General features: G+C 73.2%; 8 protein-coding genes. 3 read left to right on the forward strand and 5 right to left on the reverse strand.

The features are described from left to right. The first annotated feature begins 50 nt into the window (after nucleotides 1–50). Complete coding sequence (locus ACZ5VQ_RS35445; RefSeq protein ID WP_469108519.1) at nucleotides 51–1,763, forward strand: bifunctional 3'-5' exonuclease/DNA polymerase; 1,713 nt, start codon at nucleotides 51–53, stop codon at nucleotides 1,761–1,763. A gap of 131 nt (nucleotides 1,764–1,894) precedes the next feature. Here ACZ5VQ_RS35445 and ACZ5VQ_RS35450 read toward each other — a convergent pair whose 3' ends face one another. From ACZ5VQ_RS35450 to ACZ5VQ_RS35460, 3 genes are all read right to left on the reverse strand, one after another. Next, nucleotides 1,895–5,284, reverse strand: a complete 3,390-nt coding sequence (locus tag ACZ5VQ_RS35450; RefSeq protein ID WP_469108520.1) for a BTAD domain-containing putative transcriptional regulator — start codon at nucleotides 5,282–5,284, stop codon at nucleotides 1,895–1,897. Between the two features lie 433 nt (nucleotides 5,285–5,717). Further along, entirely contained in the window at nucleotides 5,718–6,608 is an 891-nt protein-coding gene (locus ACZ5VQ_RS35455; protein ID WP_269652552.1) for a glycosyltransferase family 2 protein, read from the reverse strand. A 77-nt stretch (nucleotides 6,609–6,685) separates the two neighbouring features. Beyond that, nucleotides 6,686–7,174 (reverse strand): DUF3052 domain-containing protein, encoded by a 489-nt coding sequence (locus tag ACZ5VQ_RS35460; protein ID WP_469108521.1) that lies wholly within the window; start codon nucleotides 7,172–7,174, stop codon nucleotides 6,686–6,688. A 205-nt stretch (nucleotides 7,175–7,379) separates the two neighbouring features. Between ACZ5VQ_RS35460 and ACZ5VQ_RS35465 the strand changes: the two genes are divergently transcribed. Next, complete coding sequence (locus tag ACZ5VQ_RS35465; protein WP_362079838.1) at nucleotides 7,380–8,327, forward strand: M56 family metallopeptidase; 948 nt, start codon at nucleotides 7,380–7,382, stop codon at nucleotides 8,325–8,327. A gap of 234 nt (nucleotides 8,328–8,561) precedes the next feature. After that, nucleotides 8,562–11,351 carry an alpha/beta hydrolase gene (locus tag ACZ5VQ_RS35470; protein WP_469108522.1) on the forward strand — a complete coding sequence of 930 codons (2,790 nt, stop codon included), beginning with the start codon at nucleotides 8,562–8,564 and terminating at the stop codon, nucleotides 11,349–11,351. 107 nt (nucleotides 11,352–11,458) lie between these two features. Here ACZ5VQ_RS35470 and ACZ5VQ_RS35475 read toward each other — a convergent pair whose 3' ends face one another. Together ACZ5VQ_RS35475 and ACZ5VQ_RS35480 are read right to left on the reverse strand one after the other, a co-directional pair. Beyond that, complete coding sequence (locus ACZ5VQ_RS35475) at nucleotides 11,459–13,387, reverse strand: amino acid adenylation domain-containing protein (protein ID WP_469108523.1); 1,929 nt, start codon at nucleotides 13,385–13,387, stop codon at nucleotides 11,459–11,461. A 53-nt stretch (nucleotides 13,388–13,440) separates the two neighbouring features. Next, a complete protein-coding gene (locus tag ACZ5VQ_RS35480; protein WP_469108524.1) occupies nucleotides 13,441–14,223 on the reverse strand; it encodes a thioesterase II family protein in 783 nt (260 codons plus the stop codon). Nucleotides 14,224–14,260 lie beyond the last annotated feature (37 nt).

The following is a 14,260-nucleotide window of genomic DNA, read 5'->3' on the forward strand; positions in this document are numbered from 1 at the left end:
AGACCCGCGGTTCAGGGCCGTTGTCAGACCCTCCTGCGAGACTCGCAGTCATGACCGACCGGTGGGCTCTCGCGCCGGCCGAGGACGGCGGCGCCGAGCTCGCCCCCCTCGGCCCCGACGGGCTGCCCGCAGGACCGGTCCTGAGAGAGCCGGATCTCGCCGAGTCCGTACGGTCCCGGCCGGACGTCACACGCTGGGTGTGGCGGTCGACGGCCGAGGTCTATCCGCGGCTGCGCGAAGCGGGCGTCCGCGTGGAGCGGTGTTACGACATGGAGGCCGCCGAGACCCTCCTCCTCGGCCACGAGGGACGGCTCGGCGAGCCCCGCTCGGCCGCCGCCGCCCTGGCTCGACTGCGCGGCGGTCCCGTGCCGCCCGATCCCCCGCAGCGCTCCGCCGAGCCCGGTTCGCAGTCCTCCCTCTTCGAGCCCCGTCCCGTCCACGTACCGCTGGAACAGCTCATCGAGGTGTACGGGGACCAGCAGCGAAGACACGACGCGGCCGAGCACCCCGGGCGGATGCGGCTGCTGACGGCCGCCGAGTCGGCGGGCATGCTCGTGGCGACCGAGATGAACGCGTCCGGGCTGCCCTGGAGCGCGGACGTGCACCGGGACGTACTGCACGAACTGCTGGGCGAGCGGTACACAGGAGGGGGCGAGCCGCGCCGCCTCGCCGAGCTCACGGACGAGGTGTCGGCCGCGTTCGGGAGACGGGTGCGGCCCGATCTGCCCGCGGACGTCATCAAGGCCTTCGCACAGGCCGGGATCAAGATCAGATCCACTCGGCGCTGGGAGATCGAGACGATCGACCACCCGGCCGTGAAGCCGCTCGTCGAGTACAAGAAGCTGTACCGCATCTGGGTCGCCCACGGCTGGTCGTGGCTCCAGGACTGGGTGCGGGACGGGCGGTTCAGACCGGAGTACCTGCCGGGCGGGACGGTCACCGGGCGCTGGGTGACCAACGGCGGGGGCGCGCTGCAGATCCCCAAGGTCATCCGTCGCGCCGCGGTCGCCGACCCCGGCTGGCGGCTCGTCGTCGCGGACGCCGACCAGATGGAGCCGCGGGTGCTGGCCGCGATCTCCCGCGACCCCGGCCTGATGGAGGTCGCCGGGCGGGAGACCGACCTCTACCAGTCCGTGTCCGACCGCGCCTTCTCCGGCGACCGCGCCCAGGCCAAGCTCGCCGTGCTCGGCGCGGTCTACGGCCAGACGTCCGGCGACGGCCTCAAGAACCTGGCACTGCTGCGCCGCCGCTTCCCCAAGGCGGTGGCGTACGTGGACGACGCGGCGCGGGAGGGCGAGGAAGGGCGGCTCGTGCGGACCTGGCTCGGGCGGACGTGCCCTCCGGCGGTGGGATCGGATTCCTCCGGGGAGGAGGCGGGAATTCCGGAGAGCGAGCAGGCCGGCGTCGTGCCGGGCGAGGGCGCCGAGCCCGGGGACGCCCAGGACTGGGTGCCGGGGTACGCCTCGACCAACTCCCGTGCCAGGGGCCGCTTCGCGCGCAACTTCGTCGTGCAGGGCAGCGCCGCCGACTGGACCCTCCTCGTGCTCGCCGCGCTCCGCCGCACCTGTCGGGACATGGCGGCCGAGCTGGTCTTCTTCCAGCACGACGAGGTGATGGTGCACTGTCCGGCGGCGGAGGCCGACACGGTGGTCGAGGCCATCCGGGAGGCCGCGGAGCTGGCGGGGCGGCTGACGTTCGGGGAGACGCCGGTGCGGTTTCCGTTCACGACGGCGGTGGTGGAGTGTTACGCGGACGCGAAGTGAAGTGAGCGGGGTCATGGACCGAGCGGGGTCATGAGTACGGGCCGGGTCGCGAGCCCGAGCGGGAACAGGGACGCGAGCGGGAACAGGGGACAAGTGGGAGCGCTCCCCGCCCGTTCGTGGTGAGCCCTCGCTCAACTTCCCCGCGCGGAAGGTCCGTTGAGCCGGATCAGCAGTAGCTCCCGGAGTTCGTCGGTCACCGTGCTGTCGGTGCCGTCCAGGTCGTCGAGGGCCAGTTCCCACTGCTCGTACGCCTCGTCGGGGCGGCCCGCCGACCGGTGCAGCAGACCCTGCTGGTGCCGGGCGAGACCGGCGGTGTAGCGGTCGGCGCGCTGTTCGGCGCGGGCCAGCAGCAGGGCGCACTCGCGGGCGGCCCGCTCGGTGCGGCCGAGGCCGCGCAGGGCACGGACGAGACCGAGGCGGGTCTGGGAGCCGCTCTGCCAGTCGACCCCGTCCGAGACGCTCAGCGCACGGTCGAAGTGCTCCAGCGCACGGGCCGGTTCGCCGAGCGTGAGGTGGGCGAACCCGATGTTGCAGTGCCCGGACTCACGGACCCGGGAGTCGCCCATGGTCTCGCCGAGCGCGAGGCTCCGCTCGTGCCACTCGATGGCGGCACGCGGGTCGGAGTGCTCGTAGAGATTGCCGAGGTTGCTGTAGGCGACGGCCTCGCCGTCCAGGTCGCCCAGCTCCCGTGCCAGCTCCAGGCTTTCCCGCAGGGCGAGTTCGCACTCGACGTACCGGCCCAGGCTTTCCAGCAGCAGCCCGCGGTTGTTCAGGCAGCGCTGGATGCGCGGGACGACGCCGAGGCCGCGCCAGCGTATGAGGGCCTGGTCGGTCAGGACGAGTGCCTTGCCCGCATGTCCCTGCATGAAGTGGAGGCCCGCCAGGTCGGACAGCGCGATCGCCTCGGCGGCGTCGTCCCCGAGCCGCCGCGCCACCGTCAGCGCCCGCCGCCCGAGCACCGCCAGCTCGCGCAGCCGGCCGCGGCGCTGCAGATACGGGAAGAGGGCGCGTACGAGGACGGGGACCAGCGGGGACGCGGCGGCGCGGCCCTCGACCAGCGCGACGACGTTCGCCACCTCGCGGTCCCCCCAGGCGACGGCCTCGGCGGCCGACGCGAACGGCACGGCCTCACCGCCTCCGGCGCCCGCACCCTCCGACTCGGCCGTCGTCGCACCGAGCCGGTTGTCGCGGTCGACACCGGCGGGGATCAGGGCCGGTACGCACCGGCGGGCGGAGGCGATGTACCAGTGGAGGGCGATGTCGGTGGGGTCCGGGCCCGTGAACCCGGAGTTCGTGGGGCCGGAGTTCGTGGGGCCTGAGTTCGTGGGGCCTGCGTCCGTGAAACCGGAGCCCGTGGGGCCTGCGTCCGTGGGGCCGGGGGTCTCCCTCTCCATCACCTCCCGGGCGACCTCGCGGGCGAAGTCGCGTACGAGGTCGTGCGGGGTGTAGCGGCCGTACGCCGTCTCGTCGAGGAGGGCGACGTCGACGAGGCGGTCGAGGGCGGCCTCGGTGCGGCGTTCGCCGGTGCCCAGGAGCCGGGCGAGGAGCGGGACCCCGTACGTCGGCAGGTCGAGCGCGCCGATCCGGCGCAGGGCGAGGGCGGCGTCCCGGTCGGCCTCGCGGTCCGAGGCCCGCAGCGCGTCGAGGGCCACCGCGAGCGAGCGACGCACGCTGAGGTCGTCGTATTCGAGATGGTGCAACCGTCCGTCGCTGGCGGCCAGTTGACCGGCGAGCGCGTCCGGTGTGAGGACCTGGCGGGCGGCGAGCCGGGCCGCGACGATCCGCAGCGCGAGCGGCAGCCGTCCGGTGAGGCCGACGAGAGGGTGCGTACCGTCGAGTCCGTCCCGTCCGGAGACGGCCCGCAGCAGTTCGGCGCTCTCCTCGTCGGAGAGCGGGGCGAGCGGGAAGCGGGTCACGCCGTCCAGCGCGGTGAGGGGCGAGCGGCTGGTGACGATCACCGCGCAGCCGGGTCCCGCGGGCAGCAAGGGGCGGACCTGGGCGGCGTTCACCGCGTCGTCGAGTACGAGCAGGGTGCGGGTGGGCGCAAGGAGTGAGCGGAGCAACGCGCTTGCCGCGTCCGGGTGTTCGGGGACGCTCCGCGGTTCCACGCCCAGGTCGCGGAGCAGCGCGGCGAGGGCCTGCCCGACGGTGAGCGGCAGCACCCCTGGCGTGGCCCCGTGCAGCCGTACGTACAACTGGCCGTCCGGGAACTCGGCCCGCAGCCCGTGCGCCACCTGCACGCCCAGCGCGCTCTTCCCGACGCCCGCCATGCCACTGACCACGGCCACGCGGGGGTGCCCGCCCCCGGCCGGGACGAGCGTGGCACGCAGCCTGCCGATCGTCTCGGCGCGACCCGTGAAACAGACCGGGGCGGGAGGGAGTTGGGCGGGGCGGGGGACGGGGACGAGGGCGGGCACCTTCGGAGTGGTTGGAGCGCCTGGAGTGGTTGGAGCGCCTGCAGTCGCCGGAGTCGCCGGAGCGAGTGGGGCCGCCAGGTCTGCCGAGGCGGCCGGGGCGGCCTGGGCGGCTTCCGCAGAGGGCAGGTCGTCGGCCCCGCGCCGATCCGTACGGCTGGAGGCCGGCGCGGCGGACAGCGGGGCGGAGACGCCGTCGCCTCCGGCGCGCTGCCGCCCGGCGGAAGCCACTGCCTCGGCGGAATCCGCTGTCCCGGCTGCACCGATCCCATCACCGGCTGACACATCCGCGCCCGGGCCTGCGCCCGATCCCGGCCTTGTCGCTACCGCCCGCCCCGAACCCTCGTCCCGCAGGATCTCCAGGTGGGCCTCCCGGACCGTGAGCCCCGGTTCCACGCCGAGTTCACGGACGAGGGTGCGGCGCAGGTCGCGGTGGACGGCGAGGGCCTCGGCGCGGCGGCCCGTCCGGTGGAGGACCATCATCAGCTGGCGGTGAAAGGCCTCGCGGAGGGGGAACTCCGCGACCAGCGCGGCCAGTTCGGGCGCGAGCGCCGCGAGACCGGAGAGCCGTACGTCCCCTTCGGACATCCCGCGGCCCAGCTCCAGCTCCGCCTCGTACCGGCACTCCAAGGCGAACAGCCGTGCCTCCTCCAGCCGTTGGACGAGGGAGAGTCCGCCGAGGCCGGGAGGCATGCCGGTCAGCGGGGTGCCGCGCCACAGCCCTAGTGCCGCCACGGCCTCGGTCACGGCCCGTTCCCAGTCCCGCCGCGCGTGCGCCGCTCGGGCGGCGCCGATCCGGGTCTCGAAGAGGCGTACGTCCAACTCACCCTCGGAGACGCGCAGTTGATAGCCGGGCGGTACCGAACGCAGTCGGTCCGGGTCGTCCAGGAGGCGGCGCAGACGGGTCACGTGGTTCTGCAGCGACGCGTGCGCGGAGGCGGGCGGAGTCCCGCCCCACAGCGCGTCCTTGAGCACGTCGACGGAGACGACCCGGCCCGGTTCCAGCAGCAGAGCGGTGAGCAGTACCCGCCCCTTCGCGCTGCTCACCGGCCGTGGCACACCGTCGGCGTCGTACACGACGGTCGGTCCGAGAAGCCCGAAACGCAACCCGGGAGGCAACTCGGACCGCAGACCGGATCGCACTCCTGAACCCGGCTCGGGCGAGGACGCGGGCGGCGCTTCCGGCGGCGGGTCGGGTATCGCCCCGGGCGACGGCCCGCCCGGGCGGCCTGGCGATCGACCGCGGCGCAGCCCGGCGCCCCGCTCCGACCGCTGTCCGCCGCCCACCTGTCCGCCTCTTCCCATCGGCGGCCGTCAACGGCCTGAATCCGCCGCTCCCGCCACCTCCCAGGCGAAACTCTGTGCCTCGCCACACCGTTCGCCCCATGTTAGCGATCGGTTGGCGTGGCCTGATTTGATCACCGTTCGGATCCGGTCGTTCCGGTACGCGGTTGGCGTCGTAGGTCGCCGCGGCTCGGGGGAGTGTCGCCGTAGCGACCGGGTCCGGAAGCACACGTGGACACGTGGGTGAGGGCCCGGCTCAGACGACCGGTGGCCGCCCCAGGCGCGTGAGGCGCCACACGGTCCCCCAGCGCATCGGCCGCCGTTCCCCCGCCGACACCCTGAGCCCCTCCACGAAGCCGCCGAACCATGCCCGCAGCCCGCCAACGGAGCGTGTCCGCAGGAGAGTCAGCGCGATCCAGACCGCCAGGTGGACGGGGATGAGCGGGAGCGGCAGTCGGCGCCGGACCAGCCAGACGCGGTTGCGGGCGGTGACGCGGTAGTAGATGGCGTGCCGTGCGGGTGAGGTCTTGGGGTGCTGGAGCAGCAGCTCGGGCTCGTACCGGATGGTCCAGCCGGCGTCGGCGGCCCGCCATGCCAGGTCGGTCTCCTCGTGCGCGAAGAAGAACTCCGCAGGCCAGTCCCCGGTCTGCGCGAGCATCTCCATGGAGAGGGCGTGTCCGCCGCCGAGGAAGCCGGTGACCTCCCCGCCCCGCATCGGGTCCTTGGCACCGAGCCGGGGTACGTGCCGCCGCTGGGTCTCGCCGTGCTCGTCGGCGATGCGGAATCCGACGATGCCGAGGCGGGGATCGGCCGCGTACAGGTCCCGTACCCGCCGCAGGACGTCCGGGTCGACGAGCAGCCCGTCGTCGTCGAGGTCGACGACGACGTCCACGTCCCCGAACTCCCGCAGCCGGCGCAGCGCGACGTTCCGGCCGCCCGGGCAGCCGAGGTTCTCGTCGACCTCGATGGCGGTGACCTCGCCGGGCAGCCCCAGCCGGTCGGCGAACTCGGGGAGCGGACAGCCGTTCCCGACGATCACGATCCGCGTGGGCGCGACGTCCTGCTTGGCCACCGACGCGAGCAGCGCGTCGACCTCCTGGGGCCGTGTGCCCATCGTCACCACGGCCACCGCGATCCGCGGCTCCATCGGCACGGCGCCCACCCCCACCACTCGACCTCGTTCGACAACAAGGGGCGATGCTAGCCGTTCACGGTAAGGACTCTTTAAATACGCCGATTCTCCCTGCGGCGTACGAACTTCAGCCCCGACCAGTCGTCCCCGAGCGCGGCGACCTTCACATCCACGACACCGAGGGGCAGGAACAGCTCCCGCAGTCCGTTCTCGGTGATGTCGCTGACGTGGCCGGCGGCCTTCCGCGGCCAGGCGATCCAGAGCATCGCGGAGTCGGCGAGCGCCTCGACGAGCCCGGGTCCCTCGGCGGCCAGGACGGCCGCCTCCCGGTAGAAGGCCACGGTGACGTCCGCCTCCTTCGGCCCTCCTTCGGCGACCTCGCAGCCCTCGGGCAGCCCGGGGATCGCCCACCCCTCCCCCGGCGCGTGCAGCAACCGCACCCGCTGCCCGGCCTTGATCCCGATCTTCTTGGCCAGTGGCGTACCGGAGTACCCGCCGCCCGCCCCGCGCCCGGCACCCGTGCTCCCGCCACTCGCCCCGCTCACCCCGCTCGCCCCGCTCACCGCGCCACCACCGTCCACGCACCCATGCGTCCATGGTTACTCGCGGTTCGCCGTCGTGCCGCTCATTGCCGTCATGGCCCCGGTGGCAGGTAGCGTGTCCACCGCCGCTTCCCGAAGGAGCCCGCGACATGACCGTCCGCCCCGCACGGCTCACCGCCGTCCCCGCGACCACGGGCGGCACGTTCACCACGGCACGGCCGGCGGACGAGAGGTACCCCGCGACATGACCGTATCGATCTCCCTCCTCCTGATGGCGGTCGTCGCCCTGGCGGCCGCGGTCGCGGCGCCCCGTGTCCTGACCCGCGCACTCTGGCCCGACCGGGAGCCCGTGCTCGCGCTGTGGGTGTGGCAGTGCCTGGTCGCCACCGTGCTGCTGTGCTGTCTGACCTCGCTCGTGCTGAGTGCCTCGGCGGTCTTCCACACCGTCCGTGTCCATGTCTTCGCCCCCGCGCCGCCCAGGGTCACCGCGGCGTACGACCTGGCCGCCGCCCCGCCCTGGACCACCGCGCTGACGCTGCTGCTGGCCGGCGGTGCCGCCTGGACCACGGCCATGCTGGCGCGGGAGGTGACGGAGGCCCGCAGGAGGGGCCGGCTGCGCCGCGAGCACCTGCGCGAGCGCGCCCCCGAGCTGCCGGCCGGGCTCAGCGACTCCCGCGGCCCGCTCCTCGTGCTGGAGGACGAGTACCCGGACGCCTGGTGGATGCCGGGCAGCCCGCCCCAGCTCGTCGTCACCACGGGCGCGCTGCAGCGCCTCACCGACCACCAGCTGGACGCCATCCAGGCCCATGAACTGGGTCACGCCAGGGCCCGTCACGACTGGCTCCTGCACCTCTCCCAGGCGCTGGCCTCCGGCTTTCCGGGCATCCCGCTGTTCACCCACTTCCGCGACCAGACCCACCGTCTGGTCGAGCTCTCCGCCGACGACACGGCCTCCCGCCGCTGCGGGCACCTCACCACGGCCCTCGCGCTGATCGAGCTGAACCAGCACCGGGGCGTCCTGTCCTGCGCCACTCCCCGCCCCCTGCTCCACCAGCGGGTGGAGCGCCTCCTGGACCCGCCGCCCCGCCTGCCCCGGACCCACCGCCGCGGTACGACGACGGCCGCCGCCCTGGCCCCGCTGATCCCGCTGCTCATCGCCTTCGGCCCGGCCCTGGCGACGCTCGGCTCCTAGGGCCCGCCCGGCCGTTCCCACCCCCAACCCGCCGACGGCCCCGCACTGGACACCCCGGACCAACTCCCTTTCCCCAGGCTCCACTTGAGGCCCCCGCATGCCTCGGCCCGACGTCCACTCCGAGCAACCCTGTGGCCTCGATTCTCATCTTCTTCTCAGGGACGAGAGAGATGCCCGGGTCACCTGGGGCAACCGAGGTGCCCGGACGCAGGAGCCAACAGGAGGAGAAGGACGTTGATCCATGCCCGGCGCACATTGGTCGCCGCTGCGGCGTTGTTGGCGGTGGTGGTGGGGTCGCAAGGAGTGGCAGAGGCCCGGCCGGCCGCCGATCCCGCACCGCCCGCGGCCTCGGCCGACCCCGACGGCAGACTGCCTGAGGGCTGGCAGATCACCGGAACGAGATCCGGTCAGCAGCTGACCTGGCGTTCGGCCACACCGGTGCCCATGGGGGACGCCGCCGTCGAGTTCTACTCCGGCGACCGGCTCCTGGGCCGGCCCCTCGCCGCGAAGGACGGGCACACGTTCGGCCTCGACCTCCAGGGCGTGGCGCTCGGACCGGCGAAGGACCTGCAAGTGCGGGCCGCCGGCCGCCGCCTCGACGAGGCCGGCATCGAGGCTGACTCACGGCGGCGTTCCTCCAAGGCGCCGGTGAAGCCGTCGGCCCTGCCACCGGCCAACCCCGTGGATCCCGGCATCCCCGGCCCGTACCGCACGATCAGCGGCGAGTACGAGCTGAAGTCCGTGAAGCTGCCCGACTTCCCCGAACCGGTGGAGATGCGCGCGGCCGTGGTCGCACCGGCCGGGGCCCAGGGCAAGCGCCCGCTGGCCCTCTTCCTGCACGGCCGCCACCCCACCTGCTACACTGGGGGTCCCGAGGGCGAGTTCGTCGGCGACTGGCCCTGCCCCACCGGCTCGAAGGCGATACCGAGCCACCGCGGCTATCTGCACGACCAGAAACTGCTGGCGTCCCAGGGCTATGTGACGGTGTCCATCTCCGCCAACGGCGTCAACGGGCAGGACTTCGCGGCGGAGGACGGCGGGGCACAGGCCCGCTCGTCCCTCGTACGGCAGCACCTCGCCCGCTGGGCCAACTGGTCGGGCGCCGGACGGACCTCGGCACCGGAGATCGTACGGAAGGCCGCGCGGGCCGACCTGTCGCGCGTACTCCTGGTCGGTCACTCGCGGGGCGGCGAGGGCGTGAACCGGGCGGCGATGGACAGCCTCTCCAAGCCTCCCGCCGACCGGGACGGCTACCGGGGCCCGGTGCGCTGGAAGATCAGGGGGACCGTCCTCATCGGCCCCACCATCTTCGGGCAGAACCCGGCTCCCGAGGTGCCGTCGATGACGATCCTGCCCGGCTGCGACGGCGATGTGTCCGATCTGCAGGGCGAGATCTACGTGGACGGGACACGCGGTGTCAGCCGTGGTGCCGCCCTGCACAGCGCCGTCTACATGGTCGGCGCCAACCACAACTACTTCAACACCGAGTGGACGCCGGGCCAGGCCGAGGCGCCCGCCAACGACGACTTCTGGGAAGACGAGGGGTCGCCGGACGCGGTGTGCACGCCGGGCGCCGCGACACGCCTGACCGCCAAGCAGCAACAGGCCGCCGGCTCCACCTACACAGCCGCCGCGGCCCGGCTGTTCGTCGCGGGCGACGACCGGGTCAGGCCGCTGCTGGACAGCTCCGGCGTACGCGCGAAGTCCGCGGGCCCCGCCCGCGTCCTCACCCACGCCGTCGGTGCCCGTCGCGCCGGCGCGTTCCTTCCCGATCCCTCGGTGAAGGTGGACGGCGGCCGGCTGTGCGAGCAGGTCGACCCCGACCCGGCCACGGCCTGCCTCAACCCCGACGAGCCCGGCGCGTCACCGCACTTCGCCGGCTGGGAGACCGACCGGGAACCGGGCCGCAACGCCGTGGCGCTCGACTGGTCGACGCCGGGTTCCGCGGTACGGGTACAGCCGGAGCGAACGGTCTCCGTTACCGGAGCCAAGTCGCTGGCCCTGCGGGTCGTCGTGCCCCCGAACACCACCGGCACCCGCATGGACGTGTCCCTCACGGACACCGCGGGCCGACGGGCGACACTCGGCGGCATCCGCCTCGACGGACTGCCGGGCACCGAGCGGACGACGTCGTACTGGGGCCAGGAGGTACGCGTACCGCTGACCGCCGCGACCGCGGCCGGGCTGGACCTGAAGCAGGTGAAGTCCCTTGAACTGACCCCCCGCAGCGGGTCGGGGAAGGCGTGGCTGATCGACGCCTGGGGCTGGCGCCCCGGCATGGCCGAGGTACGGCCCGTCTCACTGCCCCGCGTCGACATCGGCCGGCTGACCGCCGACGAGGGCGACTCCGGAGTCAGGACCTACCAGGTGCCGGTACGGCTCTCCGGGCAGGGCAGTGGTCGGATCCGGCTCTTCGTCTCGGCCCCTGAGACGCGTGAGACCACGTCCCGGTTGGTGACCGTGCGCCCCGGCACCGAGAGCATCGACGTGCCGGTCGACGTCCCCGGCAACACCCGCTACAGCTACGGCACGGCGTACAACGTGTTCGCGAAGGCCGTCCACGACACGGTGGTCGGCAACCACCTCGGCGGCGTGACCGTGAAGGACGACGACCCGATGCCCACGTTCAGCGTGACGCCGGTCCCGAGCCGGGTCACCGAGGGCCAGAGCCTGACCTGGCGGATCACCCAGTCCGCGGTCGCCGACACGGAGATCTGGATCGACTCCGCGTTCGCGCCGGTCGACGGCGCCGAACTGTCCACCACCGACGTCGACCCGGCCTGGCTCGATGAGACCACCGGCGAGTCACCGGCCCCCGCCCGGCCGCTGTCCGAGCTGGAAGGGCTCTATCTGCCCCTCGCCGTCCCCCAGGGCGAGCTGAGCACTGACGTGACCATTCCCATCGTCGCGGACGGGGTGAGCGAGCCGGAGGAGTCTCTGCGGATCCAGCTGTTCCTCTGGACGGCGGACGGCGAGCAGGTGGAGGGGCCGGTGCTCGACGGCACGGTGGTGGACGCGCCGTAGCAGCTCTGTGCCGTAGCAGCTCTGTACGAACCTGACGCGGGGGCCCGGGAGTTCCGGGCCCCCGTTTCGCGTTCCCGGTACTCCCCGGGCTCCCGGGCCTCCCGGGCTCAGTCCGTGGGCCCGTGCGCCATGATGCGACGCAGTTCCTCACTGAAGTCGGCCGCCGTCGGCTCAAGCAGCAGCGCCGCCAGGGGGATGTCCGCCCGCAGCCGTTCCCTGAGGGTCTCGACGACGCGCAGCACCTTGAAGGAATCGCCGCCCAGATCGAAGAAGTCGTCGTCCCGGCCGACGGCGGAGACCTGGAGGACCTCGCACCACACCTCGGACACGACGCTCTCCACATCCGGTTCCGCGTCCATGTCGGCTCCCGCGTCGACAGACGCGTCGGCGGAGGTGTCGGCGGGGGTGTCGGCGGGCGCCCGGTGTACGGGCCGCGCGGGCGCGGATTCGGCCGACCGCCGTGCCGCCCGGGCCTCCAGGAGACGGCGGTCCAGCTTGCCGTTCGGCGTCAGCGGCAGTTCGTCCGTCACCTCGATGGCCGACGGGACCATGTACGGCGGGAGCCAGGTCCGCAGCGCCTCGCGCACGGACGACGGCAGGCTGCCCGGCGCCACGCCCTTCTCGGGCACCACGAACGCGGCGAGCCGCTTCTCGGCACCCGAGCCGTGCGCGACGACCGCCGCCTGCCTGACCCCCGTACAGCGCTTGGCGGTCTCCTCGATCTCGCCGGGCTCGATGCGGATGCCCCGGATCTTCACCTGCCGGTCGGCCCGGCCCAGGAACTCCAGCGCACCGCCGGGCCGCGCCCTGACCAGGTCGCCGGAACGGTAGAGGCGGCTGTCCGGGCTCACCGCGGGGGCGTTGGGGAAACGCTCGGCGTCGAGGAAACGCTCGGCGGTGAGTTCGGGCCGGTTCAGATAGCCGAGGGCGACGCCGGCGCCGCCGATGTAGAGCTCGCCGGTTTCCCCTTCGGCGACCGGAGTGCCGTTGTCGTCGAGGATCCACAGTTCGGTGTCCTGGATGGCGGGGCCGATGAGCACGGTGTCCAGGCCGGGATCGCGCGGCAGCACCCAGGCCGTGCAGTAGATCGTGCACTCGCTGGGCCCGTAGATGTTGGTGAGCGACGCGGTGGAGCGCGAGTGGAAGCGCCTGACCAGGTCGGGACCGAGCGGTTCGCCGCCGGTGAGCACCTGCCGCAGCCCGTCGTACCGCTCGGTGGGATCGCGGGTCAGCAGGAAGAGTTCGAGCTGGGACACACCGAAGTAGACCGTCGTGATCCCCTGGTCGCGTATGAGGTCCGCGAGATGGTCCGCGTCGCGATGGCGGCCCGGGGCCGCGACGACGACGGTGGCGCCGGCGAGCAACGGCCAGTACAGCTCGCCGAGATGCATGTCGAACGTGCACACCGTGTGGTGGATCATCCGGTCGCGCTCGTCCATGCGGTGCGTGGTCTGCAGGGCCGTGATCCGTGAGACGAGAGCGCGGTGACTGATCAGCGAGGCCTTGGGGCGGCCCGTGGATCCCGAGGTGTGGATGACGGCGACGGGGTCGTCCGCCGACGCGTTCCCCCGTACCGGTTCGGGCGTCGGCGCGTACGTGGCGCACTCCTCGTCCGTCAGGACGACCAGGTCCGACAGGCCCGGTACGTCCGAAAAGCGGTCGTGCAGCGCGGAGTCGGTGAGCACGGCCCGGGGCGCGCAGTCCTGGACGGCCCGCAGGATCCGCCGCGGCGGGTCGTCCACGCCGAGTGCCGCATGGGCGGCGCCCGCGAACATGGCGCCCAGCACGGCCACCACGAACTCGACGGAGCGCTCGTGGTGGATCACGACGCGGTCCCCGGCCCGTACGCCGTGCGCGCGAAGGGCGGCGGCCGTCCGCAGGACCCGTTCCCTCAACTCGCCCACGGTGAGGACGGTGTCGCCGGAGACGATCGCGGGGAGTGCGGGATCGCGCTCCCACCGTTCGAGCAGGAGTGCGTCGAGCCGGTGGCCCGCATCGGTCGACGGGCGGTCGGCGGAGGCCTGGACGGTCGTCATGGAGGTCAACCTCGGTCGGTCCGGGTGCGGGATCGGTCGGTCCGGTGCGGGAGTCAGGACTGTTCTGCCGCGAACTGGTCGAGATTGCCGACGAGGGCGTCCACCACCAGGGCAGGACTGTCCGTCAGCAGCATGTGTCCGCCCGGCAGCCAGACAGCGCGGGTGTTCTCGCTGAACAGGGCCCAGTCGGCGGTCCGTTCCTCGGGGCACAGCGGATCCTCGTCCCCGAACACGGTGAGGAGCGGACACCGGAGAAGGGGGTCGGGGCCCGAGGAGTAGTCCTCGACGGCACGGATGTCCGCCACGATCGTCGGCAGCACCAGCTTGAGCATCTGCTCGTTGGCGGCGAGCCGTTCCGGGACTCCGCCGGACCCGTCGAGGATCGCCAGTACGCCGTCGGTGTCGTCCGTGTCGCGCAGCAACCGGCGCTCGGGATCGGGCTTCTCGGTCACCGCCCACTGCGAGACGGCCACCATGCCTGCGACGCGGACGCCGTCGTCCCGCTGCAGTGCGCGCACGGCCTCCAGGCCGACGATCGCCCCGAAGCACACCCCGACGACGAGCAGGGGGGCGGTGCCGGGCAGCGCGCGGGCCGTGGCCACGACGTCGTCGACCAGACCGGGCAGCTCCGGAACGCTCTCCCGGATACGCGTCTCCCTGCCGGGCAGCCGGGCCGTGGCCACCAGCCAGTCGGCCGGAGCGTGCTCCGCGAAGCCCTGGCCGCTCGCCGCCCCGGCGCCGGCGTGCGGAACGATCAGCACGCGCAACGAGGCGTCCTGCGGGTCGGCGCCCTTGAGGGCGAAGGTCTTTGCCGACAACGTTCTGTCACTCTCCATGGTTGGTCTTCGATACCTGATGCGGGTGTTGTGCGGG

Source organism: Streptomyces sp. NPDC033178 (assembly GCF_055577685.1).